The sequence below is a fragment of the Streptomyces caeni genome, from assembly GCF_042678285.1.
Lineage (GTDB): Bacteria > Actinomycetota > Actinomycetes > Streptomycetales > Streptomycetaceae > Streptomyces > Streptomyces caeni.
The window spans coordinates 182,409-207,955 of sequence record NZ_JBHUDX010000083.1; the positions used below are offsets into that span (position 1 = coordinate 182,409).

General features: G+C 73.1%; 24 protein-coding genes and 1 pseudogene. 11 read left to right on the forward strand and 14 right to left on the reverse strand.

The window, feature by feature from the left end; all coding sequences use genetic code 11:
- Nucleotides 1-6 precede the first annotated feature (6 nt).
- A complete protein-coding gene (gene trxA / locus ACFSL4_RS27400; RefSeq protein WP_381088307.1) occupies nucleotides 7-330 on the reverse strand; it encodes a thioredoxin in 324 nt (107 codons plus the stop codon).
- A gap of 280 nt (nucleotides 331-610) precedes the next feature.
- A complete protein-coding gene (locus ACFSL4_RS27405) occupies nucleotides 611-844 on the reverse strand; it encodes a hypothetical protein (protein ID WP_381088310.1) in 234 nt (77 codons plus the stop codon).
- Nucleotides 845-1,009: 165 nt separating this feature from the next.
- Between ACFSL4_RS27405 and ACFSL4_RS27410 the strand changes: the two genes are divergently transcribed.
- From ACFSL4_RS27410 to ACFSL4_RS27425, 4 genes are all read left to right on the forward strand, one after another.
- Nucleotides 1,010-1,384 carry a four-helix bundle copper-binding protein gene (locus tag ACFSL4_RS27410; protein ID WP_381088313.1) on the forward strand — a complete coding sequence of 125 codons (375 nt, stop codon included), beginning with the start codon at nucleotides 1,010-1,012 and terminating at the stop codon, nucleotides 1,382-1,384.
- Between the two features lie 124 nt (nucleotides 1,385-1,508).
- Entirely contained in the window at nucleotides 1,509-2,687 is a 1,179-nt protein-coding gene (locus ACFSL4_RS27415; RefSeq protein ID WP_381088316.1) for an acyl-CoA dehydrogenase family protein, read from the forward strand.
- Between the two features lie 64 nt (nucleotides 2,688-2,751).
- Nucleotides 2,752-3,120 carry a hypothetical protein gene (locus ACFSL4_RS27420; protein ID WP_381088319.1) on the forward strand — a complete coding sequence of 123 codons (369 nt, stop codon included), beginning with the start codon at nucleotides 2,752-2,754 and terminating at the stop codon, nucleotides 3,118-3,120.
- The gene (locus ACFSL4_RS27425) at nucleotides 3,084-3,953 is read left to right on the forward strand and encodes a hypothetical protein (protein WP_381088322.1); all 870 of its coding nucleotides are present in this window, start codon (nucleotides 3,084-3,086) and stop codon (nucleotides 3,951-3,953) included. The genes ACFSL4_RS27420 and ACFSL4_RS27425 overlap by 37 nt, the downstream gene beginning before the upstream one ends.
- Nucleotides 3,954-4,107: 154 nt before the next feature.
- On the opposite strand, the gene ACFSL4_RS27430 is transcribed toward ACFSL4_RS27425, so the two are convergent.
- The 3 genes from ACFSL4_RS27430 to ACFSL4_RS27440 are packed head-to-tail and all read right to left on the reverse strand — an operon-like array spanning nucleotide 4,108 to nucleotide 8,166.
- Nucleotides 4,108-5,811, reverse strand: a complete 1,704-nt coding sequence (locus ACFSL4_RS27430; protein WP_381088325.1) for an amidohydrolase — start codon at nucleotides 5,809-5,811, stop codon at nucleotides 4,108-4,110.
- On the reverse strand, nucleotides 5,802-7,394 hold the full coding sequence (locus ACFSL4_RS27435; RefSeq protein ID WP_381088328.1) for an AMP-binding protein: 1,593 nt from the start codon (nucleotides 7,392-7,394) through the stop codon (nucleotides 5,802-5,804). The genes ACFSL4_RS27430 and ACFSL4_RS27435 overlap by 10 nt, the downstream gene beginning before the upstream one ends.
- 1 nt (nucleotide 7,395) lies before the next feature.
- Nucleotides 7,396-8,166, reverse strand: coding sequence for an enoyl-CoA hydratase/isomerase family protein (locus tag ACFSL4_RS27440; RefSeq protein WP_381088330.1), 771 nt, complete (start codon nucleotides 8,164-8,166; stop codon nucleotides 7,396-7,398).
- 194 nt (nucleotides 8,167-8,360) lie between these two features.
- On the opposite strand from ACFSL4_RS27440, the gene ACFSL4_RS27445 reads away from it, so the two are divergent.
- The gene (locus ACFSL4_RS27445; protein ID WP_381088333.1) at nucleotides 8,361-9,065 is read left to right on the forward strand and encodes a TetR/AcrR family transcriptional regulator; all 705 of its coding nucleotides are present in this window, start codon (nucleotides 8,361-8,363) and stop codon (nucleotides 9,063-9,065) included.
- A gap of 60 nt (nucleotides 9,066-9,125) precedes the next feature.
- Nucleotides 9,126-9,578 (forward strand): GNAT family N-acetyltransferase, encoded by a 453-nt coding sequence (locus ACFSL4_RS27450; protein WP_381088336.1) that lies wholly within the window; start codon nucleotides 9,126-9,128, stop codon nucleotides 9,576-9,578.
- Between the two features lie 87 nt (nucleotides 9,579-9,665).
- Here ACFSL4_RS27450 and ACFSL4_RS27455 read toward each other — a convergent pair whose 3' ends face one another.
- From ACFSL4_RS27455 to ACFSL4_RS27480, 6 genes are read right to left on the reverse strand one after another with little or no spacing between them, the layout of a single operon-like run.
- Entirely contained in the window at nucleotides 9,666-11,033 is a 1,368-nt protein-coding gene (locus ACFSL4_RS27455; RefSeq protein WP_381088339.1) for a M20/M25/M40 family metallo-hydrolase, read from the reverse strand.
- Complete coding sequence (locus tag ACFSL4_RS27460; RefSeq protein WP_381088342.1) at nucleotides 11,030-12,067, reverse strand: ABC transporter ATP-binding protein; 1,038 nt, start codon at nucleotides 12,065-12,067, stop codon at nucleotides 11,030-11,032. Before ACFSL4_RS27460 ends, ACFSL4_RS27455 begins: the two co-directional genes overlap by 4 nt.
- Nucleotides 12,064-13,053, reverse strand: a complete 990-nt coding sequence (locus ACFSL4_RS27465; RefSeq protein WP_381088345.1) for an ABC transporter ATP-binding protein — start codon at nucleotides 13,051-13,053, stop codon at nucleotides 12,064-12,066. The genes ACFSL4_RS27460 and ACFSL4_RS27465 overlap by 4 nt, the downstream gene beginning before the upstream one ends.
- A complete protein-coding gene (locus tag ACFSL4_RS27470) occupies nucleotides 13,050-13,997 on the reverse strand; it encodes an ABC transporter permease (RefSeq protein ID WP_381088348.1) in 948 nt (315 codons plus the stop codon). Before ACFSL4_RS27470 ends, ACFSL4_RS27465 begins: the two co-directional genes overlap by 4 nt.
- Complete coding sequence (locus tag ACFSL4_RS27475; protein ID WP_381088350.1) at nucleotides 13,994-15,004, reverse strand: ABC transporter permease; 1,011 nt, start codon at nucleotides 15,002-15,004, stop codon at nucleotides 13,994-13,996. Before ACFSL4_RS27475 ends, ACFSL4_RS27470 begins: the two co-directional genes overlap by 4 nt.
- 5 nt (nucleotides 15,005-15,009) lie before the next feature.
- Entirely contained in the window at nucleotides 15,010-16,917 is a 1,908-nt protein-coding gene (locus ACFSL4_RS27480; RefSeq protein WP_381088353.1) for an ABC transporter substrate-binding protein, read from the reverse strand.
- A 126-nt stretch (nucleotides 16,918-17,043) separates the two neighbouring features.
- Here ACFSL4_RS27480 and ACFSL4_RS27485 point away from each other — a divergent pair, with 126 nt between their 5' ends.
- Nucleotides 17,044-19,146 (forward strand): prolyl oligopeptidase family serine peptidase, encoded by a 2,103-nt coding sequence (locus ACFSL4_RS27485; RefSeq protein ID WP_381088356.1) that lies wholly within the window; start codon nucleotides 17,044-17,046, stop codon nucleotides 19,144-19,146.
- 65 nt (nucleotides 19,147-19,211) lie between these two features.
- Here the strand turns inward: ACFSL4_RS27485 and ACFSL4_RS27490 are convergent, their stop codons facing one another.
- Complete coding sequence (locus tag ACFSL4_RS27490) at nucleotides 19,212-20,309, reverse strand: P1 family peptidase (RefSeq protein WP_381088359.1); 1,098 nt, start codon at nucleotides 20,307-20,309, stop codon at nucleotides 19,212-19,214.
- A 130-nt stretch (nucleotides 20,310-20,439) separates the two neighbouring features.
- Between ACFSL4_RS27490 and ACFSL4_RS27495 the strand changes: the two genes are divergently transcribed.
- On the forward strand, nucleotides 20,440-21,531 hold the full coding sequence (locus ACFSL4_RS27495) for a histone deacetylase family protein (RefSeq protein ID WP_381088362.1): 1,092 nt from the start codon (nucleotides 20,440-20,442) through the stop codon (nucleotides 21,529-21,531).
- Between the two features lie 374 nt (nucleotides 21,532-21,905).
- Here ACFSL4_RS27495 and ACFSL4_RS27500 read toward each other — a convergent pair whose 3' ends face one another.
- Nucleotides 21,906-22,904 (reverse strand): Gfo/Idh/MocA family protein, encoded by a 999-nt coding sequence (locus ACFSL4_RS27500; RefSeq protein WP_381088365.1) that lies wholly within the window; start codon nucleotides 22,902-22,904, stop codon nucleotides 21,906-21,908.
- Nucleotides 22,901-23,056: pseudogene (locus ACFSL4_RS27505) on the reverse strand (dehydrogenase); the annotation flags it as partial. The gene ACFSL4_RS27500 and the pseudogene ACFSL4_RS27505, both read right to left, overlap by 4 nt.
- Nucleotides 23,057-23,084: 28 nt before the next feature.
- On the opposite strand from ACFSL4_RS27505, the gene ACFSL4_RS27510 reads away from it, so the two are divergent.
- From ACFSL4_RS27510 to ACFSL4_RS27520, 3 genes are all read left to right on the forward strand, one after another.
- Nucleotides 23,085-23,837 (forward strand): YqjF family protein, encoded by a 753-nt coding sequence (locus ACFSL4_RS27510; RefSeq protein ID WP_381088368.1) that lies wholly within the window; start codon nucleotides 23,085-23,087, stop codon nucleotides 23,835-23,837.
- Nucleotides 23,838-23,924: 87 nt separating this feature from the next.
- Complete coding sequence (locus ACFSL4_RS27515; protein WP_381088371.1) at nucleotides 23,925-24,770, forward strand: oxygenase MpaB family protein; 846 nt, start codon at nucleotides 23,925-23,927, stop codon at nucleotides 24,768-24,770.
- Nucleotides 24,771-24,866: 96 nt separating this feature from the next.
- Nucleotides 24,867-25,547: phytoene desaturase family protein (locus ACFSL4_RS27520; RefSeq protein ID WP_381088374.1), on the forward strand; the 681-nt coding region annotated here is incomplete at its 3' end.

Genomic DNA, 25,547 nt, shown 5'->3' on the forward strand with positions numbered 1-25,547 from the left:
TCCGTGTCAGGCGAGGTGGTCGGCGAGCTTGCGCTCGAGTGCGGCCTTGGACTTGGCGCCCACGACGGTCTTCACGACCTTGCCGCCCTTGAAGAGCTTCATCGTCGGTATGGACATGACCCGGTAGCGGGAGGCGGTTGCACGGTTCTCGTCGATGTCGAGCTTGACGATGTCGATCTTGTCGCCGTGCTCTGCGGCGATCGCCTCCAGCACGGGGGCGACCTGGCGGCACGGGCCGCACCAGGCGGCCCAGAAGTCGACCAGGACAGGCTTGTCGCTGGTGAGGACATCGCGTTCGAAGGAATGGTCGGTGACGTTCTTGAGAGCCATACGGTAATTGTCCCCTGCGGCCGGGTGTCGTCGGACGGGGGGCCGGGAGGTGCCGCCGGGGGCCTTGCGGGGGCCGGCGGCGGAGGCTTGCTGTCAACTGGTGGTTGACGGCAGGCGGGGTGTGCCGGGTTCGCGGGCGGGACGGTGCCCATGTCGGGCGTCGTCCCCCAGGCGCGGTCTTTCTTCGGCCTCCCCGGCTGGTCCGGTGCCCCGTGCGGCGGCGGACTGCTGGGTTCTGGCGGGGTGGCCGGCGGGACCGGGGAGCCCACGCTGCTCCCCCTCACCTCCGGACGCAGGCCGGCCCGGTCGCCGGAAGCCGGTTCGGCGCCCGCTCCTGCCCCAGCCGGGCCGACAGCGGCGCGGCCACGGGGAGGCGGCCGGCGTGCGCCCGCTCGCAGGTGGGCAGCGTCTCCACCTCGTCGGCGGTCAGGGCGCGGATGCGGCCTTCCGGGCCTCCGATCGGCAGATGGTCGTAGTCGGGCAGGGGCAGGGCGGCATCGTCGGGGCCGGCCATGGATCTCGCTTCCCCCGGTCGCTCCTCGGGCCCCGAGTGCCCTTCGGCGCCGCCGGGGAAACGGGTCCGGCCCGCGGGGAAACGGGTCCGGCCCGCGGGGAAACGGGCCGCGGGCCGGGCCGGGGCACCGGGTTTGACGGGGTCGGCTCCGGCTACCCGGGCGAGGTGGCATCGACGACATCGCAACAGGAGCTCATCCGCTTCCTGGAGGACCGCTTCGCCTGCGCACAGGCGTGTGCGCGGTGCGCGCGGGCGTGCGCGCTGCGGGCGAGCCTGGTGGATCCGGGCGGGAGCGAGGAAAACGAACACCTGCGCCGCAGGGGCATCATGATCGCGGAGGTCTGCGACGCGACCTGCCGCGTGCTGTCCGAACAGACCCGGCAGGACGAGGCCGGCATCCGCGCTCAGGTGGAGTGGTGCCGGGCCGTCTGTCTGGAGAGCGCTCACGTCTTCGACGCGGACCCCGGCGGCCGGGAGGCCGCGCAGGCATGCCGGACGTGTGCCCGGGCCTGCACCGACCTGATCGAGACGCTGGGCTGAGGGGCCGGGCCGGCCGCCGGCCCGCGGGCGCGGCGGGCATTCCCCCTGCACCGGCATTCCCAATTTCTGGAACGCGTTCTACGGTGTGCGCCGTCAGGACCTGCCCTGGGAGCCTGGAGGCGCCGTGCATCTCGACCACACGCCCGAGCAGCAGCGGTTGCGCACCGAACTGCGCGGCTACTTCGCCGGCCTGGTGCCGGACAACGCCTACGTTCGCTACGCCGACCCGGCGGCGCAGAAGCGCTTCTACCGCGACACCATCCGCCGCCTCGGCGGCGACGGCTGGCTCGGCGTGGGCTGGCCGAAGGAGTACGGCGGTCGCGGCCTGACCCCTGTGGAGCAGTTCATCTTCTTCGACGAGGCAGCCCGGGCAGGGGTGCCGCTGCCGCTGATGGCCCTAAACACGGTCGGACCCACGCTCATGCGGTACGGCACGGACGAGCAGAAGGCGTACTTCCTGCCCAGGATCCTCTCCGGCGAGATCGACTTCGCGATCGGCTACAGCGAGCCGGACGCGGGCACGGACCTCGCGGCGCTCAGGACCCGGGCCGTCCGCGAGGGCGACGAGTACGTCGTCGACGGGCAGAAGATCTGGACCACCAACGGCGACACCGCCGACTGGGTGTGGCTCGCCGTGCGCACCGACCCGGACGCGCCGCCGCACAAGGGCATCACCGTGCTGCTCGTGCCGACCTCCGACCCCGGTTACTCCTGCACCCTCATCAACACCCTCGCCTCGCACGACACCACCGCCAGCTACTACGAGAACATCCGCGTCCCCGTCTCCCGCCGCGTCGGCGAGGAGAACAAGGGCTGGCGGCTGATCACCAACCAGCTCAACCACGAACGCGTCACGCTCGCCGCGCACGGCACCATGGCCATCCGCGCCCTGCACGACGTGCAGCGCTGGGCCATGGAGACCAAGCTCGCCGACGGCCGCCGCGTGATCGACCTGCCCTGGGTCCGGCGCGGCCTCGCCCGCACGCACACGCAGCTGGAGGCGATGAAGCTCCTCAACTGGCGGATGGTGAACGCGGTACAGGAGGGCACGCTCAGCCCGCAGGATGCCTCCGCCGTCAAGGTCTACGGCTCCGAGGCCCGCCGCGACGCCTACGCCCGGCTCATGGAGATCGTCGCGGCCGCGGGCGCGCTGAAGGAGGGATCGTCGGGCGCCGTGCTCCACGGCGAGCTGGAACGCGGCTACCGCTCGGCCGTGATCTTCACCTTCGGCGGCGGGAACAACGAGATCCAGCGCGAGATCATCTCCTGGATCGGCCTGGGCATGCCCCGGGTGCGCAGGTGACCGTGTGTGTGACGAGGCTTTTCAGTTGGCGTGAAAGCGGGATGGTTGGCACTGAGCGGAGCGCTTGGCCCGCCGCGCGATGGGCTTGGGACTGCCGTCCAGCCGTTACGCGCGCATGCTGGCCGACCAGGCCCGCCGGCGTGTCTACGTGACCACGGGCGCGCTCAACGCGACCGTGCACGAACTGCTGGTGTACGACTTCGACGGCAACCTGCTGCAGACCGTCACGGCCGACGCCCTCATCGATCCGGGCGCGATGGTGCTCTCCGCGGACGGCGGCATCCTCTACGTCGGCGTGGCCAACTACATCCTGATCTTCAACCCCGGCACCTTCGCCCCCATCGGCGGCGGATGGGTGCGCAGCGACTCCTTCAAGGGAGGTGCACCGGTGACATCGTGGCGACCGGCAGCACGCTCCGGTTCACCAGGATGACCGGCCAGTCGACCCCGACGGACTGCACCACCGAGCCCCAGGCGCTCTACAGCGGGGCTCTGACGGGCGGCAGCCACACGGAGAGCATCTCGGGCAAAGCCGACCCGAAGATCGCCGCCTCGCCCGCCGGCGACAAGATCGTCGAGGCGTTCCCCTTCTCCAGCTCCGGGCCCAAGCCGGCCGTCGACGTGCGGGACGCGACCGCGCCGACCCTCAGCCGGTCGGCCGAGGTCGGGTTCGCCGGCCCGGACGACCCGACGACGGTGCCGCGGGACGTGGCGGTGAGCCCTGACGGCGCCCTCGCCCTGGCGGCTGCCGGGGTGTCGGGGACCAAGGTGCTGTCCACCACCGACCTGAGCGAAGTGGCGCCCGGACACGGGCCGCTGCCCGACGGCACCAGCTCGACGGCGGTCGCGTTCAGCCCGGACGGCTCGCTCCTCGCGCGCGGCGGCCCGGTCGACGGCACCGCGGCCGACCTCCTGGTCCAGAGCGCCGGCCCCGCCCAGGACGCCACGCTCGCCGTGGACGTGGTCAAGGCGCCCACCGACCTGGCGCTCGACACGCCCACCGAGGCGACCATGTCGGGTGTGGAGATCCACGGCACCCTGACCACGCCGGGGGTCGCGCTGCCGGCCGGCACCACCGTCGGCGTGTGCAGGGTGACGAAGAAGGGCGTCATCGACCTGCCCGCCGTCACTGTCGGCTCCGACGGCTCCTTCACGGTCGACGACGTACCGCCCGCCAAGGGCAGCACCCTCTACGTGGTTTCCTACGACGGAGACGCGCTGCACGAGGCGTCAGCGGACTTTGTGACCGTCGACGTCACCAAGTGACCCCGGGCACGGGCCGGCCGACCCACGGCGGAGCTTCGCGGACGCGGCAGCACCCGCCGACAGAGCCCGAGGCCGGCGGCGGCCAGCGGGTGCGCGCGGCACCTGCGGTGCGCCGTCTGCCGGCAAACGCGCCGGAGGACGCCGAGCGCCCGGCTCAGGGAGGCGTCGTTGACCGAACAGCCCCTCCGCCGGGCGACAGGTCGTCCGGGGCACCGAGGGCGTCGGCCCCGTACGCGAGGACGCCGCCGACCACGGTGCCCAGGACGGTGATGGCACCGATGCGGTCGGGCGGCACGGCGGTGGGGTCGTCACTCAGCACCGCCAGGTCGGCGAGCTTGCCGGGGGTGATGCTGCCGAGCTCGGCCTCGTCGAAGCCGGCGTACGCCGAGCCCGCCGTGTAGGAACGCAGCGCCTCCAGGGGACTCACCCCTTCCTCGGGGGCGAACGGCTCCCCGCTCTGGGTGCGGCGGTTGACCATGTCGTGGATACCCAGCAGCGGGGTACCCCGGACCACCGGCCGGTCGGAGCTGCCCGGCACGGTCAGGCCCGCGTCCAGGAAGGAGCGGTGGCGGTAGCACCAGGGCACCCGCTCCTCCCCGAGCGCGGTGCGCATACCGTCACCGATCTGCCCGACGAACGCGGCCTGCGGCACCGGGACGACACCGAGCGACACCAACCGGGCGAGCTGGTCGGGGCGGGTGACCGCGCAGTGCTCGATGCGGTGCCGGGTGCCGGTGCGCGGATGACGCGCCTGGGCCTCGGCGTATGCGTTCAGAACGAGGTCCACGGCGCGGTCGCCGATGGCGTGGGTGGCGACCTGCCAGCCGGCGGCATGGGCGGTGACGATCTGCTCGCGCAGGACCTCGGGGTCCGCCTGCAGATAGCCCCGGTTGCCCACCTCGTCGGCGAAGTCGCAGCACAGGGCCGCGGTGCGGCCGATCAGCGAACCGTCGGAGAAGACCTTGACCGCGCCCAGCCGCAGCCGGGCGTCGCCGAAGCCGGTGCGCATCCCCAGATCGAGGCCGTGGCCGGGGGCGGCGCCGGGGGAATCCTGCAGCGGGTGGACGGTGTCCGCGGTCACCATCAACCTGACCCTCACCGGCAGCCGCCCGCCGTCGAGGGCATCCTGGTAGGCGGCCGCCTCGACGGGCGAGTGCCCGATCCAGCCCTGGCCGATCCCGGCCTCGGTGCAGGTGGTGATGCCCTCGCTGAGGTAGTGGCGGCCGGCTGCCGCCACAGCCTCGACGAGCTGTGCGCGGGGGTAGGGGTAGCGCAGGCGACGCAGCAGCAGTTGGGCCTGTTCCTCCAGCAGGCCGTTGGGGCGCCCGTCGGGGTCGGTGGCGACCCTGCCGCCGTCGGGCACGGCCGCCTTGCTGAACACTCCCGCGGCTTGCAGTGCCAGGGAGTTGGCCACCGACATGTGGGCGGAGGTGTGGCGCAGCCAGACCAGGTGGCCGGGGGCGGCGCGGTCCAGGCCGTCCCGGTGCGGGTGCCGGCCGCCGAGTTTGTTCTGGTCGTACCCCGAGCCGATGATCCAGCTGCCCGGCGGCTGGGTGCGGGCACGCTCGGCGACGGCGGCGTAGACGTCCTCCAGGGTCCGCATCGGCGGGCTCGCCAGGTCGACCTCGGTCAGCGACAGGCCGAACAGGGCCATGTGGTTGTGGGCGTCGTTGAAGCCCGGGACCACGCAGGCGCCGCCCAGGCTCACCGTGCGGTCGGCACGCACCCCCTCCAGGTCGCCGTCGAGGCCGATGATGCGGCCGTGGTGGATGCCGATGCGGTGGGCGACCGGTCGGGAAGGGTCGACGGTGACGGCGGTGAGGTCGGTGAGGATGGTGTCGATGCGCACTACCGCCACACCCCGTCCACCCGGTCGTACGCGCCCAGGCGCGGGTCCCCGGTGCCGGCCAGCAGAGTGCCCTTGGCGACCCGCTCGGAGGCCGTCAGCGGCAGGGTGTCGCGGAACTCCCAGTAACGCGGCACCTTGAAGTAGGCCAGCCGCCTGCCGCAGAAGGCAGCCAGCTCCTCGAGGTCCGGCCGCGACTGCCCGGCGGCGACCACCAGGCAGGCCTTGATCTCCTCGCCGCGCAGCTCGTCCGGCACCGCGACCACGGCGGCGGTGCCCACGGCCGGGTGGAGCAGCAGGACCTCCTCCACCTCGGCTGCGGACACGTTCTCCCCGCTGCGGCGGATCATGTCCTTGGCGCGGCCCAGGTGGTAGACACGGCCGTCGTGGTCCATCCGGCCCAGGTCGCCGGTGTGGAACCAGCCGTCCCGGAACGCCGCGGCGGTCTCCTCGGGCCGGCCGAGGTAACCGTCCATCAGCCCGATCCCGCGCAGGGCGATCTCCCCGGTGGTGCCGCGCGGGACCGGCCGGCCGTCCGCGCCGACGATGCGCACGTCGCGCCGGGCTGTGGGACGGCCGATGCATCCGGTGCCCACCGAGGCGGCGTGGTCCCGTTCGTCCACCCGGAGGTCGGCGCCGGTCTCTGTCATCCCGAAGGCCTCGTACCAGGGCACCCCCCAGCGGTCCTGCAGCGCCTGGTGGAGCTGGTGGGGGATGGCGGAGCACTGGACGGCCCGCACCCGGTGGTCGCGGTCGCCGGGGTCCGGGGGCATGCGCAGCAGCAGCGCGGGCATCAGCCCCAGGCAATAGAAGTAGGTGACGCCGTACTCGCGGACCTTCGCCCAGAACGACGCCGGGTGGAAGCGGTCGAGGACCACGAGGTGTGCGCCGGACAGCAGCCCCGCGGCGACGTTCCACTGCGGGTCGATGTAGTGGAAGGGCTGGGAGGTGAGCAGCACGTCGTCCGGGCCGAGCCGGGGGAACTCGGTCACCATGCTGCCCGCAAGAACCGTCCAGTAGCGGTGGGGGAGCAGACAGCCCTTGGGCTTGCCGGTGGTGCCCGACGTGTACTGGATGTTGGCCAGGTCCTCGGGGACCGGGCCGGTCCGCTCCCCCGGTCCGGCCTTCTTCGTCGCCGGGGTCCGCGGCAGCGGAGCGTCGATGTCCCAGACGTGTTCCAGACCGGGCACGGCGTCCTGCAACTCGGCGGCCAGTCCCAGGAACTCCGCCGCGGTGACCAGCAGCCGGGCGCCTGAGTCGGTCAGCAGGTGGCCGGCGTCGTGGCGGCGGTAGTTGGTGTTGACCGGCACCATGGCGGCGCCCAGCCGCGCCAGCGCCAGCCAGGTCAGCGGGAACTCGGGGCGGTTGCGCAGCAGCACCGCGACCCGGTCGCCGTGGCCCACGCCGATTCCGGCCAGAGGTTCGGCCAGCCGTGCGACCCGGTCGGCCACCTCCTGGAAGGTCAGCTCCTCCCCGGTCTCGTCGAAGGTCCATGCGCGGCGGCCGCCCCAGCGGGCGGCCGCCCGGCGCACCAGGGTGTCCAGGTCGGCGACCTGGTCGGCGGGCACGGCCGCCGGGTACTGCGGTGCGTCCACCTCAGGCCCCCTTCCGTGCGGTGAAGGCGTTGCGTCCGGCCTCGGCCTCGCCGTGCGCCAGGGTGAGCAGCGCGTCCGTCGTCTCGCGTTCCAGGGCTGCCTCCAGGGTGCCGTCGAGCCCGCTGTCGAAGCTCCGTTTGGCGATCGCCAGCGCGAACGGCGGCTTCCGGGCCAGTGCACGGGCGAGCTCCGTGGCGGCCTCCTCGTGGGTGCCCGCGGGCACGAGGCGGTTGACCAGCCCGAGCCGGGCGGCCTCGGCCGCGTCGAAACGTTCCCCGAGCAGAACCAGCTCCTTGGCCCTCAGCAGACCGAGGGCCGCGGTCAGCAGCCGGGAGACGCCGCCGGTCACGCTGAGCCCGACCGAGATCTCCGGGAAGCCGAACCAGGCGTCGGTGCCGGCCACGACCAGGTCGCAGCTCAGCGCGAACTCACAGCCCGCGCCCAGCGCATAGCCGTGCACCGCGGCGATCACCGGGAAGGGCAGGCTGCGGATCGTCCGGGTCACGTCCTGGATGCGGTCGATCCGCCGGCGGGCGGCCTCGGCGCCGTCCGCGGGGGGCTCCTCGCGCAGGTCGTGTCCGGAGCAGAAGGCGCGCCCCCGGCCGGCGAGCACCACGGCCCGCACCTGGTCCCGGCGGGCCTGCTCCAGGGCGTCCAGCAGCCCGTCGACGAGTTCCGGCACGACCGCGTTGAGCCGGTGCGGGCGGTTCAGGTGGATCACGGTGACGTCCGAGCACCGGGTGCTGGAGATTGGGGGGACTCGGCTCGTCACGGTGCTCCTCCGGCGGCGGGCGGGGCGGGGCGGCCGGTGCGGCATCCCCCCTGTCGATCGATCGATCGAGTCTGTACCGTAGGCACCACCGATAGCACCGTCAAGGCCCGGTGCCGGGGCGCCGCGCTGCGCGGCCCTGCGAACCCCACCCGGGAACCCGTCCCCGCCACCGGGCCCGTACCGAGGAGCCGCCGATGCCCAGGTCCAGGTCCGAACAACAGGCTGGCGCCGACCGGGAGGTCGCCCGGACCCGGGTGTGGCGCGCGGCCGTCGAGCTCTTCGCGGCCAAGGGCTTCCACGGGACCGGGATCCGCGAACTGGCCGACGCCGCCGGCCTGTCCTCGGCCTCCCTCTACCACTACATGGGTTCCAAGGACGACCTGCTCTTCGGCATCATGCGCCACAGCCTGCTGCGGCTGGGCGCCGCCGCCCAACGGGTCTCGGAGCGGACGGCGGAACCCGGCGAGCGGATCGCCGGACTGGTCCACGTCCATGTGCTCTCGCACGCCCTGTATCCCGACGAGACGGCGGTCGTCGACCACGAACTGCGCGCGCTGGGGCCGGAGCACCGCAAGGCTGCCGTCGCGCTGCGCGACAGCTACGAGGACTACTGGCGGCGGGCCGTCGCGGACGGCTGTGACACGGGTCTCTTCCACGCGCCGGAGCGGTCCGTCGTCCGTATCGCCCTGCTGGAGATGTGCTCGGCGGTGGCCGGCTGGTACGCCCCCGGCGGCCCGCTCGGCCTCGACGAGATCGCCGCCGCCCACGCCAGGATGGCGCTGGCGGCGCTCGGCGCGCCCCCCGAGGTCCAGCGCGCCCCCTTCGTCACCGACGTCTCCCACGCCCGGAGACTGGTCGAGGAGATCTGGCAGGTGGCGCTGCCGCCGGGCAGGGCCTGACGCCGTCCCCGCCGTCCGTACCACCCGGCCCCGGTCTGCCGGACCTGAGAGAGGAATCCCGTGCCCATCCGCGACGCAGTACCCGGCGATGCCCCGGAGATCCACGCCCTGATGGTCGAGCACGCCGCCCACGAGGGTGCCGCCGACCAGATCGCGCTCACCCCCGAAGGTCTGGCCGAGGGCCTCTTCGGCCCGGTCCCGGTCGTGCGGGCGCTGATCGCCGAACCTCCGGGGCAGCCCGGCACCGTGGCCGGCACCGCACTGTGGTACCCGACATTCTCCACCTGGGCCGGGCGCAGCGGCATCTGGCTCGAGGACCTCTATCTGCGCCCGCGCTACCGCCGCCTCGGCCTCGGCCGGGCGCTCCTGGACGACCTGCGCGCCCGTACCGACGGCCGGGTCGAATGGGACGTCATGCACGGTAACGACGCGGCCGCGGCCTTCTACCGGAGTTTGGGCGCCGTCGCGGTGGACCAGTGGACCCGCTACCGGTGGCTGCCCGCCGAGGCATGAGGGTGCCCGGTCCCGGCGCCACCCCGCCGGGGTGGCGCCGGGACCCACGTGCGGCGGGCCCCGGCTGTGCAGCGGTGCCCCGCACCCTCACGTTCCCAGCAGGAAGCGGTCGAGCACGCGCACCCCGAAGTCGAGCGCCGCCACCGGCACCCGCTCGTCGATGCCGTGGAACAGGCCCCAGTAGTCCAGGTCCGGGGGCAGCAGCAGCGGGGCGAAACCGTAGCTGCGGACGCCGATCTCGGCGAACGCCTTGGCGTCGGTGCCACCGCCCATCACATACGGCACCGGCCGTGCCAGCGGGTCCTCGGCGACCAGTGCGGCGCCCAGTGCCTCGAACGTCGTGCTCCCCGGCCCCGCATCGGGTCCAACGTCCGCGGCGTCCTCGAAGTTGACGAACTCCCGGGTCACTCGGGGACCCAGCAACCGGTCCACGCTCTCCAGGAACTCCTCCCGGAAACCGGGCAGGAACCTGCCGTCGACCTGTGCCGTCGCGGCACCCGGAATGACGTTGACCTTGTATCCGGCCTCCAGCATCGTGGGATTGGCCGAGTTGCGCAGCACATCGGCGAAGAGTTCGCCGACCTGCCCCAGCCGTTCGGCCTCCGCATCCAGCCGGTCGTGGTCGACCGTGGTGCCCAGCGCCTTCGCGACGCCGTCGAGGAGCGCCCGCACCGCGGGGGTCAACCGCACCGGCCACCGGTACGAGGCGAGCCTGGACAGAGCGTGGCACAACTCGGCCACCGCGTTGTCCGCGCCGTACCGGGAACCGTGCCCGGCGGCGCCGAGGGCGGTGAGGCGCATCCAGGCGATACCGCGCTCGCCGGTCGCCACCGGGTACAGCCGCACCGGCGCACCGTCGGGCCCCGAGGCGGTGACGCTGAACCCGCCCGACTCGCTGATCCCCTCGGTGCACCCGTCGAACAGGTCCCGGTGTTCGCGGGCGAGGAAGTACGCGCCGTACTCGCCGGTCGCCTCCTCGTCGGCGGTGAAGGCCAGCACCACGTCCCGCGGCGGTCGCACCCCGCGGCGGGCCCAGGAGCGCACCGTGGCCAGCGTCATGGCGCAGGTGCCCTTCATGTCGACCGCGCCGCGCCCCCACACATAGCCGTCCTCGACCGCGCCGGACAGCGGGTGCACCGCCCAGTCGGCCGGGTCCGCGGGCACCACGTCCAGATGGCCGTGGACCAGCAGCGCCTCACGGCCGGGGTCGGCGCCCGCGATCCTGGCCACCACATTGCTGCGCCCCGGTGCCGACTCCAGGACGACGGGGTCGATGCCCGCCCCGTCGAGCAGCCCGGCCACGTACTCGGCGGCCTTGCGCTCACCGGGGCCGCGACCGTCCCCGTGGTTGGTGGTGTCGATCCGGATCAGTTCGGAGCAGATCCGGGCGGCGTCGCCCGTCCCCGTCACCTGATCGGCCGACACCTGATCCGCTGTGATGTCATGCCCGGTCATGGCGTCTCCTCGGTCTCGTCGGCGGTCTCGTCGGCCGCCGGCAGGAAGCAGGCGGTGTGGTGTCCGTCGTCGGCGGGCAGCACCGGCAGCTCGCCTCTCTCGCACTGCTCGGCGATTCCCGCCCGCTTCGCCTCCCCGGACAGGTAGGCCGGGCACCGGGGCCGGAAGCGGCAGCCCGCCGGAACGCGGGACGGGTCGGGGGGCTCCCCGGTGAGCACGACCGGCTCGGTGCCGGACACCTCGGGGACCACCGACAGCAGGGCCCGGGTGTAGGGATGGCGCGGACGCTGGAGCACCTCCGCCGCCGGGCCGCTCTCCACGATCCGCCCCAGGTACATCACCGCCACCCGGTCGGCGATGTTCCAGGCGAGGCCGAGGTCGTGGGTGACCACCAGGACCGACAGGCCGAGCTCGCGCCGGAGGCGCAACAGCAGGGCGAGGATCTCGCCGCGCACCGAGGCGTCCAGCGAGGACACCGGTTCGTCGGCGACCAGCACCGACGGCTTCAGCACCAGGGCGCCGGCGATGACCACCCGCTGCCGCTGCCCGCCCGAGAGCTCGTGCGGGTAGCGCAGGAAGAAGCGTTCCGGCGGGCGCAGTCCGGCCCGTGACAGGGCCTCGGCGACCTGCGCCCGCTCGTCCCCGCCGATGTGGTGGATGCGCAGGCCCTCGACCACGGCGTCGTACACCGTGTGCCGGGGGTTGAGCGAGCCGCTGGGGTCCTGGAGCACCAGTTGGACGCTGCGCCGGAAGGCGCGCAGTGCCCGGCGGGTGTACGACAGGGTGCGGCCGGAGACCGTGACCCGTCCCTTGGACGGGCGCACCAGGCCGAGCAGGGCGCGGGCCAGCGTCGTCTTGCCGCAGCCCGACTCGCCGACCAGCGCCACGATCTGACCGGCCCCGACCGCCAGGTCCACCCCGTCGACGGCGCGGGCCGTGCCGTAGCGCACATGAAGGCCGTCGGCGGCCAGCGCGGCCGCCGGGACGGCCGGCGCGGACGACGCCGGGGCTGTGAGCGCGGAGTTGTCGGTCACCGGTCACCTCGCAGATCCAGGCCGGCCTCGCCGGCCCGCAGACAGGCGGACATACGGCCCTGCGACGTCTCGGCGAGCCGCACGTCGGTGGTGGCGCAGGCAGGCAGCGCCACCGCGCAGCGGGGCCGGAAGGCGCAGCCTTCCCCCGTCTCTCCGGGGAAGGGCGGATCGCCCGGCAACCCGCGCGGCGCGAAGCGGAACCGCGGGTCGCCGATCCGGGGGAACGCCCCGGCGAGCGCGGCGCTGTAGGGGTGCCCGGCGTCGTCGAACACCTTCCGGGCGGGGCCGGTCTCCGCCAGTCGGCCGGCGTACATCACCGCTACCCGGTCGCAGACCGACCCCAGCACCGACAGGTCGTGGCTGATCAGCACCAGGGCCAGACCGAGGTCCCGGACCAGCCCGGTGAGCAGTTGCAGTACCTGGGCCTGCACCATGACGTCCAGCGCGGTGGTGGGCTCGTCGGCGATGATCAGCCGAGGCCGGCAGGCCAGCGCCAGCGCGATCATCACCCGCTGCCGCTGTCCGCCGGAGAGCTGGTGCGGGTAGGCGGAGGCCCTGCGGGCCGGCAGCCCCACTTGCTCCAGCAGTTCACCGACTCGTCGGTCGGCCTCCCGCCGGGTGACGGACGGCTCGTGCAGCAGGATCGGCTCGGCGATCTGCCAGCCGATGCTGCGTACCGCGTTCAGTGAGTGCAGGGCCCCCTGGAAGACGATCGACGCCTCCGCCCAGCGCACTGCCCGCAGCCGGCCGAAGGACATGCCGAACACGTCCTCACCGTCCAGCAGCACCTCCCCGTCCACCCGGGCGGCACGCGGCAGCAGCCGCAGGACCGCGTGGCTGAGCGTCGACTTCCCGCACCCGGACTCGCCGGCCACCCCCAGGACCTCCCCGGGCGCCACGGACAGGTCCACTCCGCGCACCGCGGGCACCTCGCCCTCGGCAGTCCGGTAGGTGACATGCAGGTCCGTTACTTTCAGCAGGCTCATCGCCCTCCCGCCTCCCGCAGTCTGGGGTTGAGCACGCTCTCCAGCGTCCGTCCGACCAGGGTGAAACCCAGCACCACCAGGACCACGCAGATGCCGGGCGGCAGCACGAACCACCACTCGTGCCGGGACATCGCCCCCGACCCGTTTGCGTGGTCCAGGATGGAGCCCCAGGACACCTGGGTGGGATCCCCGAGGCCCAGGAAGGACAGCGTGGTCTCGGACAGGATCGCCACCGACACGGTCAGCACGGTGTTCGCCAGGACCAGCGGCATCACATTGGGCAGCACATGACGGGTCATCTGGTGCCAGTCGTCGGCGCCCAGCGCCTTGGCCCGCTCCAGGTAGGGCCGTGACCGCACGGTCAGCGCCTGGGCGGCCACCAGCCGGGCGGTGCCGGGCCAGGAGGTGATGCCGATGACCACGATGATGTTGAGCAGGGAGGCGCCGAACAGGGTGCCGAGCACAATCGCCAGCGGCAGGAACGGGATCACCAGGAACCAGTCGGTGATGCCCATCAGCAGCGACCGCAGCCAGCGCCCGTAGAAACCGGCGGCAACGCCCATGGCCGCGCCGATGGCGACGGAGATCGCGGTGGCCGCGAGTCCCACCAGCAGTGAGATCCGGGTCCCGTAGATCAGCAGGGTCAGGATCGATCGCCCGTTCTCGTCGGTGCCCAGCGGGTACGCCGGTGAGGGAGCCGCATGGCTGGGCGCGGTCACCCGGGTGATGTCCAGACCGGCGGGGTCCGCCAGCAGCGGTGCGCCCACCGCCACCAGCGCGAACACGCCGAGCATCACCAGGCCGAGCACCCCGGCCCGGTGCGAGCGGTAGTCACGCCAGAAGCCGGCCAGCGCTGCCTTCCGGCGCGCCCTGGCGATGGCGGCGGGCGTTGCCGCCGCGTCGGCCGCGGCAGCGTCGGCTTCGGTGGTGTGGTGGGGGCTCACGAATCACTCACCCGGGGGTCGAGGACCGAGTACAACAGGTCCGCCAGCAGGGTGCAGACGATCACCGCCGTGGAGAACAGCAGGAACACCGCCTGCAGCAGGGGGATGTCCGGTCCGCGCAGCGCCTGGTAGGACAGCAGTCCCAGGCCCGGCCAGGAGAACACGGTCTCCACCGTGATGGCGCCGCCGATGACGAAGCCGAGGTTGACGAGGATCAGCGTCATGGTCGGCAGCAGGGCGTTCGGCACCGCGTGGTTGCGCCGCACCAGGTCGTCGCGCAGGCCCTTGGCCCGGGCCAGGGTCAGATAGTCCTGCCCCAGTTCGTCGACCAGGGAGGCGCGCATGATGCCCGCGTACTCCGCGAGGTACACCAGGGACAGCGAGGCCACCGGCAGCGCCATGTGCCACAGCACGTCCAGCCAGCCGGACGGCGTGGAGGTGTCCACTCCCGGCGAGGAGATCCCCCCGCTGGGGAAGAACGGCAGGCTGATCATCAGCACCATGCCGACCCAGAACTCCGGCATGGCGTAGAGGGTGAGCGTGCTGCCGGTGGAGACCTTGTCGAAGAGCGAGCCGCGCCGCCAGCCGCTGCGCACCCCGATCCAGACGCCGGCCAGCGAGGCGATCACGATGCTGGTGCCGGCCAGCAGCACTGTCGGCCAGACCCGCTCGCCGATCAACTGCCACACCGGCGTGTTGAACTGCACCGAGTTGATGCTGCTCGCGAAGGGGTTGGAGAGGTACTCCAGGAACTGCTGGCCCATGGGTTTGCTCAGCCGCTCGCGCAGCGCCGCGATCTGTTCGCTGGGCATGTCGCGGCCGCGGGTGTACAGGCCGATCGGGTCGCCCGGCAGCATGCGGAACAGCACGAAGTTGAAGCAGACCACGAAGAACAGGGTTCCGAAGGCCCAGCTCACCTTGCGCACCGCGTACCGGGCCCGGCCGCTGAGCAGCCCGCCGGACCGGCCGCCTGCTGCGGTCGGCCCGGCTGCGGTCGATGCCGTCATCGGGGCTACTCCCGCTCGTCCGCGGCCTGGCTGCGCCGGCGCCGGGCCAGCAGGACCCCGCCGGCTCCCAGGAGCACCAGGGAGCCGAGGACGATGCCGACGGTCGTGGCCGCTCCGCCGCCGCTCTCCGAGGCGACGGCCTGCGCCGACACCGGGTGGACGTTGCGGTAGGAGTAGGTACCCATCTGGAAGACGTAGGGGCCGGCGGGCGCGGGCTGCGGCACGAAGCCGGTCCAGCGGTCGCTACGGTAGGCGGCCAGGTCGTCGTAGTAGTAGGTGACCGCGTAGGCGGCGTCGTCGTACAGCATCTTCTCCATCTGCTGGACGATTCCGGCGCGCTTGGCGGGGTCGGTCTCGCCCGCCTGCCGGGTGTACAGCGCGTCGTAGGCGGGGTTGCAGTAGAAGGAGTCGGAGATGTCGCCGTAGACCGTGCCGCCGTCCTTGTAGCTTCGCTTGCCACAGGTGAACGTCGACAACTGGTAGTCCGGGTCGGGCTCGACCCCCCAACCCCACTCGAACATGTCGAAGTCGCCCTGGCCGACCTTCTCGGTGAGTGCGTCCTCGGAGATCACCTTGATGGTGACCTCGACACCTATCCGGGACAGCCACTTCTTCACGAACTCGCCGGTGTTCTGCGACTCCTTGGACTCCTGGCGGGTGAACAGCCGCAGGCTCAGCTTCTTGCCGTCCTTGGCCCGGGTCTTGTCGGCGCCCTGCTTCCAGCCCGCCTCGTCGAGCAGCCGGCCGGCCGCGGCGAGGTCGAAGCTCTGCTTCTCGCCGGTGCCGGGGGAGTAGTGCAGGTCCTTGTACATCGGCGGGATGACGGTGTCGCCGGGCGTCCCGTGGCCGCCGAGCACCCGTTCCACCAGCGTTCTGCGGTCCACGGCCATGGAGATCGCCCGGCGCACCCGCTTGTCGAGCAGTGCCGGGTTGCCGTCGCCGATGCGGGTGCCGTCCGCGAGCGCGGCGCCGTTGTTGAACCCGATCTCGTCGAAGCCGCTGGATATGGCGCTGCGCACCGTGATGCCGGGCCGGCCCTTGAGCGAGGAGAAGACGTTGTTCTCCAGGTTGTAGGCGTAGTCGATCTCGCCGCGCTTGAGGGCCTCGGCCTCGGCGTCCGCGTTGGTGAAGACCCGGAAGACCAGTTCGTCGATCTTCGGGGCGCCGTTGTAGTAGTCCTTGTTGGCGACGAAGCGGATGTACTGCCCCTTCTTCCGCTCGACCAGCCGGAACGGCCCCGACCCCACGACCGGGCCGTCCTTGGGCTCGTTGCTGAAGGACTTGACCTGCTTCTGGCTGATCCCGGACCAGATGTGCTCCGGCAGGATCGGCACCCACAGCCGGGTCATGATCGGGGTGTTCTGCTTCACATGGAGGATCAGGGTGGTGTCGTCGGGGGCCTCGGCCTTGGTGATGTTGGCGACGTAGTTGCCGTAGTTGCTCTGCTCGTAGTCCCCGTTGATGATGCGGTTGAAGGTGTACGCGGCGTCCTTGGCGGTGAGCGGCTGACCGTCGCTCCACCTGACCCCTGAGCGGATCTTGTAGGTCCAGCTCTTGCCGTCCGGCGCCGGGGTCCACGAGGTGGCCAGCCCGGCCACCGGGGAGAAGTCCTTGTCGCTCCAGCCCATGAGCAGGTCGTAGGTCACCGACCACATCTCGTAGGACTCCAGGGCCAGGCCCGTGAAGGGGTTGAGCGAGTCGACGTCCGAGGTGATGCCGACGGTGAAGACCGTCTTGCCCGCCTTGCCGCCCGGTGAGACCGCCGTGGTCGGGGAGGCGTCCGCGCGCGCTGCCGCCGGGAGGGCGACCGGGGCGAGGGTGAGTGCGCAGCCGAGTGCGAGTGCGGCAGCCCGGCGGCCGCGTGCGGAGCGTCCGGGTCTGACGCCGACCGGGGAGTTGGGAGCAACGGACAAGGCGGCCTCCGGGGGCGAGGGAGCGGGGGCACACAGTTTCAGTCGATCGATCGATCGGGTCAAGGGGTGTGGCGAGCGAAAACTGCTGATGTTCAAGAGGCCTCGAGCGGTGTTAACGTCCGGCCCATGTCGCAGGCACCCCCTGACCTCAGCATGTCGCCGCCCCCGTCCGACCAGCCCTCCCCGCCCCTTCCGCGCCGCAGCGGCACGGTGTACTCGCTGCATGGGGCGGACCGCCCGGACGAGTACGACTGGATGCGCCAACCACCCGCGGTGGCTGCGCATTTGGCCGCAGAACGTGCTTACTACGAGGCGATGACGATGCACACCGCACCCTTGCGGGAACGCCTCACGAAGGCCATGGACGCGCGGCTCGCACCGGTTGAGAGGTCCGTCGAGTGGACCCAGGCCGGGCAGGTCCACTGGACCGAGACACCGCAGGGCGCAGAGCACGAACGGCTGGTCCGGCGCGTCCCCGGCGGAAACAAGAAATTTACCCAGGAGATCCTGCTCGACCTGGCCGAACTCGCCGGCGGATCCCCGTACGTGGAGACCGGCGTCCGCGAGATCAGCCCCTGCGGCACCCTGCTCGCCCACTCCGTCGACACCGTCGGGGAGGAGATCTACGAACTGCGCTTCAGGGACCTGGCCACCGGCCGGGACCTTCCGGAGCGCATCGCCCGCAGCTACTACACCGGCGCATGGAGCGCCGACTCCCGGGCGTTCCTCTACACCGTCCCCGACGACCTCTACCGGCCCCACGAGGTCCGGCTGCACCGCCTGGGCACCGACCCGAACGACGACCCGCTGGTCCTGCGCGAGGACGACGCCCGCTTCGAGCTCACCGTCGCAGCCACCCGTTCCGGGGAGCTGATCACCATCACTGCGGCCTCCCGCGACACCACCGAGGTGTGGCTGGTGGACGCGGCGGACCCCGCCGCCGCCCCCCGCTCCGTGGCCGGCCGCACCCCGGGCACCGAGTACCGCGTCGACCACGACGCCGCCCGCGGGCGGCTGGTCGTCACCACCGACCGTGACGCCCCCGAGTCACAGGCGGTCACCGCGCCCCTCGACGACCCCGGACAGTGGAGCCCACTGCATCCGTCCCGCCCCGGTGAACGCCTGCTGCACGCCGACGCCTTCGCCGAGCACCTGGTGCTGACCCTGCGCCGCGACAGCGCCCCGCTGCTGCGCGTGGTGCCCTTCTCCCCGGGCGCAGAACCGTACGAGCTCCACCCCGACCTGCCGGCCGGGCGGATCGCCCAGGTACACAACCACACCTACGACACCGGCAGCATCATCGTGGAGACCGGCTCCTACACCGAGCCCACCCGCTGGTGGTCGGTCGACCTCGCCACCGGGGGCCGCACCCTGCTGAGGACCGCCGAGGCCCCGTGCCACCGCAGCGCCGACTACGTGTCGGAACGGCGCTGGGCACCGGCGCCCGACGGCACGCTCGTGCCCGTCACCCTCGCCCGGCGGGCCGACACCCCGCTGGACGGCACCGCCCCCTGTCTGATGTACGCCTACGGCGCGTACGAGGCCGTCGACGAACCCACCTACGACCCCGCCCTGGCCACGCTGCTGGACCAGGGAGTGGTCTTCGCGCACGCCCACGTCCGCGGCGGTGGGGAACTGGGCCGGGCCTGGTGGCGGGGCGGCAGGCTCGACACCAAGCCCAACACCTTCACCGACCATCTCGCGGTCGCCGACTGGCTGGAGGCCGAGCAACTCGTGGACGGCCACCGGATCGCCACCCGCGGCCTGTCCGCCGGCGGTCTGCTGCAGGGCGCGGTCTTCAGCCGCAGGCCCGGGCGATGGGCCTGCGTCGTCGCCGAGGTGCCGTTCGTGGACGTCGTCACCTCGATGCTCGACCCGGAAGTCCCCCTGACCGTGAACGAATGGGAGGAGTGGGGCGACCCCCGCCGCCCCGAGGAGTTCGCCTGGATGCTGGCCTACTCCCCGTACGACAACCCGCCACCCCCGGCCGGCAGGCCGCCGCTGCTGGTCACCGGCGCCGTCAACGACCCCAGGGTCCTGGTGCACGAGCCGGCCAAGTGGGTCGCCAGGCTGCGGGCCACGGCCGACCCCGCGCGCAGCGCACCGGTGCTGTTCCGGGTCGAGACCGGGGAGGGCGCGCACACCGGACCCGCCGGGCGCCACTCACGTCTGCGCTACGAGGCCGAGGTGTTCGCGTTCGTCCTGGACGCCTTCGCCACCGGGGGATGACCGGGTGCCCCTCGCCCCGGCCGGCGGGCGTCCGGGCTCCCGGACGCGGGTCCGGACGCCTGCGGCTACGCCGGACGTCCCGCCGCCCGCAGCAGCCCCAGCGTCCTCTCCACGGGCAGCGCCTCCATCGTGTGCCCGTCCCGGCCGGTCACCGTGCGTGCCTGGAACAGGGAGTTGAGGACCGCCTCCTCGGTAGCCTCCACCACGGCGGCGAAATACGGGTCGAGCGCGCGTCCCGCCACCGGTGCTCCCGCGGGAGACTCGCCCCTGGCGGTCCGCAGGCCGGTCGCGAACGCGAAGAAGATCTCCCCGCTCCCGTGGTGGGCGGTCGAGCCCGTCCGGGCCAGTCCCAGTCCGGCGCGCCGGGCCAGCCGCTCGCACCCCGCCGGGTCCAGCGGCCCGTCGGTGGCGACCACCACGACGCAGGAACCCGCCGGCCCGGGCAGCTTCTGCTCCGGCCGGGCCGGGGGCAACAGCCGCCCCACCGGCACCCCGTCGACGGTGAGCCGCTCGCGCTCCCCGAAGTTGGTCATGGCCAGCACACCGACCACATGCCCGTCCGGCACCACCCGCGACGCGGTACCGATACCGCCCTTGAAACCGAGGCAGCTCATGCCCGTCCCAGCCCCCACCGCCCCCTCGGGCGGTGCGGTGCGCCGGGTACCGGTCGCAGCACCGGACTCCCGCGCGGCACGCAGCGCCTCCGCCACGTCCTGCCGGGTCACCTGCATCCGGCGGGCGTCGTTGAGGAACGAGTCGTCGCACTCCGCCACCACCGGGATGACCACGTCCTCGCCGATCTGCTCGTCCTCCTCCAGCAGCAGCTCGCATGCCGCGTCGTACACCCGGCCGAGTTGCATGGTGGAAGTCAGGAAGACCGGTGACTCCAGCAGCCCCCACTCCCGGGCCGCCAGCAGCCCGGTGCACTCGCCCGCCCCGTTGAGCACCGCCGCTCCGGCCGGAACGGGCCGCGCGGGCGCACTGCCACCGGGGTCGACGACGGTGACCCCGGTGCGGGCGACGCCCCGACCCTGCGGCGGTGCGGGTTCGTCCCGCACCACGGTGGCATGGCCGACCCCGACCCCCGGCACGTCGACGATGGAGGCGGTGGGCCCGCTCGGCAGCAGGCCGATCCTGATTCCCAGATCCTGAACACGAGACATGCCCGCCATCATGCACGCACGGACGTCCCGTGCCCCTGCCCGGCGGGCGGGCCGGGCGGCGCCCGCCGCCCGGCCCTCTGCGGAGCATCCCGTCCGGCCCAGGCCGGCCGTCACCCCCGAGGAGATTCCGATGGCGTCCCCACTCACCGCGGTCTGGTCAGACACCTGCCGGCAGCACGACCCCCAGGCGGAGATCTGGGTGGGGGTGCGCACCCCCGCGGCCGAGGTGCCGCAGCGGGTGCCGGTCATCCGCGACGCACTGGAACGGTACGGAGCACGGCTCGTGGCGGCGACCGCGCACGGCGATCAGCGGCTCACCGCGGTTCACGACCCCGCGCTGCTCGCCCATCTGCGCGAGGTGCACCGGCTGTGGCAGGAGGCGGGACTGCCGGTCGAACCCGGTCAGGACCGGGTCGTGCCGTATGTCTTCCCGACAGCGGCGATGCTGTCCGGGATGCCCGCACGGGTCCCGACGGGTGTCCATGGACGGGCCGGGCTGTGGTGCTACGACACCATGACCCTGGTCGGGCCGGGCACCTGGCCCGCCGTCCGCGCCGCGGCCGACGCCGCACTCACCGCGGTGGACCTGCTGGGGCCGGACGCACCGGTGGTGTACGCGCTGTCCCGCCCACCCGGCCACCACGCCACTCCCGCCGGGTACGGGGGCTCCTGCTACCTCAACAACGCGGCGATCGCCGCGCAGGCGCTGCGTGACCGGGGGTACGACCGGGTCGCCGTGATCGACGTCGACGCGCACCACGGCAACGGCACCCAGGCGGTCTTCTGGGAGCGCCCCGACGTCTTCTACGGTTCGGTGCACGTCGATCCCGGTGCGGGGTGGTTCCCCCACTACGTCGGCCATGCCGACGAGCGGGGCGCGGGGGCCGGGGCCGGCGCCAACCGCAATCTGCCGCTGCCGCCGGGCGCGGGCGACCGCGAGTGGCTGGGCGGTGTCGCCCGGTTGTGCGAGGAGGTCCAGGGCCACGGGGCGCAGGCGCTGGTGGTCTCGCTGGGCGTCGACGCCGCCGCCGACGACCCGGAGAGTCCCCTGAAGGTCACCGCCGAGGGCTATGCGGGCACCGGCCGGCTGCTCTCGGACCTCGGCCTGCCGACGGTCGTGGTCCAGGAAGGCGGTTACCACCTGCCCTCCCTGGGCCCGCTGGTGGTCGAGGTCCTCGACGCACTGGTGCAGGGCCGGTCCCGGCAACCGGGCACGGACTGACGTACGGGCGGGCCACTGCACCCGAGAACGCCGTGGAGGAGTGGGGCCGCGCTCTGGTCGCCGGGCAGGCGCCCGGGCGCACCCCGGAGGAGACACGCGGCCGGATCGTCGCCCTGCCCGGGGAGATCGGGTTCGCGCCGAAGACGGACGACGACGGCAACCGCGTACGGCTGCCGCGCTGCCCCTTCACCGAGGTCGCCCGCGCGTACCCGAAGCGATCCGCGATGGGTGCAGACCTTTGGGGGGCCGCCCCACGTCGCCGGCCCTTCGCGCTGAAGAAACGGCCTGCTCGTAGACCTTGAAACCCGGATTCCGGTCGCAGTGCCGGCGTCACCCGGGGCCGGCGGGCGGGCGGCGCCGCCCGGCGCCGTGGCTCAGCTGCGCGGCCGGGGCGCGAACCCGGCCTTCTCGTAGCACGCGTCGATGAGCCGCATCGTCGCCAGCGCGTCCTCCGCGTCCAGCGGCAGCGGCTCACCGCCGCGGACACGGGCCGCGAACGCGTCGAGCTGGAAGGCGTACGACGATCTGCGGCCCAGTTCCTCCGTCCGCTCGCCCGCCCGGGTGCGCACCACGACGCGGTCGTCCTGGTGCGGCAGGACGAAGTCGGAGGCCGTGGCCTCGCCCCGGGTGCCGACGACCCGGCAGGTCGCCCGCCAGGCGTCGTGCACCATCGAGCAGCGTGCGACACCGGTGGCGCCGCCGGGGAAGACGAGCTCCGCGTCCAGCCAGGCGTCGACGCCCGGCGCCCCGCCGCGTTCCCCGCCGCTCGCCGAGACCAGCCCGGGGGCGCCGCCCGCCCACGGGGCGAGCATCCGCTGGGCGTGCAGCCCGTAGCAGCCCAGGTCCATCAGGGCGCCGCCCGCCAGCCGCAGCGACCAGCGCGCATCGCCGTCCGGCGGGGCGGGCATCGCCACGACCGTCTCCACGTGCCGCAGTTCGCCGAGTTCACCGGAGGCCAGCAGCTCGTGCAGGCGCCGGGTGACCGGGTGGAAGAGGTAGTGGAAGCCCTCCATGAAGACCGTGCCCGCCGCGACGGCCGCGTCGCGCACCTCGGCGGCCTCCTCGGCGTTGCTCGCGGACGGCTTCTCGCTCAGGACGTGCTTGCCCGCGGTCAGCGCCGCCAGGTTCCACGGGCCGTGCAGTCCGTTGGCGAGCGGGTTGTAGACGACCTCGACCTCGGGGTCGGCGACGAGATCGGCGTACGAGCCGACGACCCGCTCCACCCCGTGGGCGTCGGCGAACGCCCGCGCGCGGCCCCGGTCGCGGGCGGCCACCGCCACCAGACGGTGGCCGCCCGCGCGTGCCGGGGAGACGAGCGCCCGGTCGCTGATGCGGGCCGCGCCCAGGATCCCGATCCGCAGGGGTCCGCTCATCCCTCGTCCACCTCGTCCATGCCGTGACGTACCTCGTCCGTCCGCACCGGGCGGTGCTCCGCCGGCGACAGCGTGCAGGCTCCGGCGCCCCTGCTCGCCTCGACGGCGTCGGCCACCGTACACGGCGAGGGCCTGCGGCCCGCCACGGCGTCCGCCGGGGGGTCTTGCCATCCTGGCCTTGTGCAGACACCGGCCCCCATCACTCCGGACGCCCCGACGGCGCTACCCGCCCCGCTCCTCACCCAGCAGTGGCGCGACCTCTGCTTCCTCCACTGGGCCGTCGAACCGGACGCCGTGGCGGGGCTGTTGCCCGGCGGGACCGTTCCCGACGTGTACGACGGGATGACGTACGTCGGGCTCGTGGCCTTCCGCATGCATCGCGTCGGGTGGCTGCGGCTGCCCGGGGTGCCGTACCTCGGGTCCTTTCCGGAAACCAACGTGCGCCTCCACTCGGTCGACGGGCACGGCCGGCGCGGTGTCGTGTTCCGGTCGATGGACGCCTCACGGCTGATACCGGTCGTCATGGGCCGTGGCGGCTTCCGGCTGCCCTACCTGTGGTCCCGGATGACGGTCCGCGCCGTCGGCGACACCGTCACCTACACCAGCTCCCGCCGGTGGCCCGGTCCGCGCGGCGCGTACTGCCGCATCGCCGTGCGCACGGGAGAACGCATCGAGGAGCCCACGGAGTTGGAGCACTTCCTCACCGCCCGCTGGGGCATGCACAACGCGTTCCTCGGCGGAGTGTCCTATCTGCCCAACCACCATCCCCGCTGGCCCCTGCACCGTGCCGAGCTGCTCTCCTGCGAGGAGGATCTGATCGCGGCCGCCGGACTGCCCACGCCGCGTGACGCCCCGGTCGGCGTGCTGTACTCCCCCGGAGTACCGGTCCGTCTCGGGGGCCCGTACCGTCCCGCGGGCATCCCCACTCCGTGAGTCCCGGGATGCCGCCGGGCCCGGCCTGCCGCCCGCGATGCCCACGAAGGGTTGATCGCGCGGAGCGGGCGCGGTCACACTGACGGGATGCAGGCGGATCCGGGGCTCTTCGGGCCCTCCTCGGTGACCTGGCAGGCGCACAGCGACCCGATGATGTGGGTCGCCGGCATCCGTGCGCTCTATCTGCAGGCCCTGCACCCCCGCGCCGTCCGCGGCGTGGTGCAGAACTCCGACTTCCGCACGGACGCCTGGGGCCGGCTGATGCGCACGGCGAACTTCGTCGGCACCCTCACCTACGGCACCACGGAGGCGGCCGAGAAGGCGGGCGCCCGGGTCCGCAGGATCCACAGCATGCTGCGGGCGGCGGACCCGGACACAGGGGAGCGGTATCCGGTCGACGAGCCGGAGCTGCTGCTGTGGGTGCACTGCGCCGAGATCGACTCCTACCTTCACGTCCTGCGCCGCTCGGGCTTCCCGCTCACCGACGCACAGGCCGACCGCTACATCCGTGAGAACCGGGCCGGCGCGGCCCTGGTCGGCCTGGATCCGGAGCGGGTGCCCGCGGACCGGGCCGCGCTGGCCGCCTACTTCGAAAAGGTCCGTCCCGAACTCGCCGCCGGGCCCGAGGCGCTGGAGGTGGACGACTTCCTGCGCCGCCCGCCGGTCCACCCGCTGCTGCTGCCGGTGCGCGCCCTGCTGTGGCGGCACGTGGCGCGGCTGGCGTACGCGGCCCTGCCCCCGTACGCCCACGAGTTGTACGGCAGGCCCGCCCCGGGGCCCGCGACGGTGACCCGCCAGTTGCGCCGCGCCGGCTTTCTCCTGCGCCGCGTTCCCGCGCGTCTGCGGTGGAGTCTGCCGCCCCGGCACATCCTGCGCGCGACGGCCCGGCTCGGTCCCGGCGCGCGGCCGGCGCCGTACAAGGCCGGGGGATGAGCGGCGGCACGCGGGCAGCGGCTGCGGGCGGGTCCTGAATCGCCGCCGTACGGCCCGTCTCTGGCCGATCCGGATCATGGCGTGCTACGAAGGGGCATGCCTGCACTCGAGGGATACGACGCCGTGATCGTCGGCGGGGGTCACAACGGACTGGTGGCCGCCGCCTATCTGGCCAGGGCCGGGCGGTCCGTGCTGGTTCTGGAGCGGCTGGAGCACACGGGCGGCGCCGCCGTGTCCACGCGGCCGTTCGCCGGGGTCGACGCACGCCTGTCGCGCTACGCGTACCTGGTGAGCCTGCTGCCCCGCAAGATCGTGCGGGACCTGGAACTGGACTTCCGGGTGCGGGCGCGCACCGTGTCCTCGTACACGCCCGTCGAGCGCGAGGGGCGTCCCGGCGGCCTTCTCGTGGGCGGCGGGGAGCGGCGCACCCGGGAGGCGTTCGCCCGGCTCACCGGGTCCGACCGCGAGTACGAGTCCTGGCGGCGCTTCTACGGGATGACCGGGCGCCTCGCCCAGCGGGTGTTCCCCACCCTCACCGAGCCGCTGCCCACCCGCGACGAACTGCGCCGCCGCATCGACGACGAGGAGGCGTGGCGGGCGCTGTTCGAGGAGCCGATCGGCGTCGCCGTCGAGACCCGCTTCGCGGACGACCTGGTCCGGGGGGTCGTCCTCACCGACGCGCTCATCGGCACGTTCGCGGACGCCCACGACGCCTCGCTGCGGCAGAACCGCTGCTTCCTCTACCACGTGATCGGCGGCGGCACCGGCGCCTGGGAC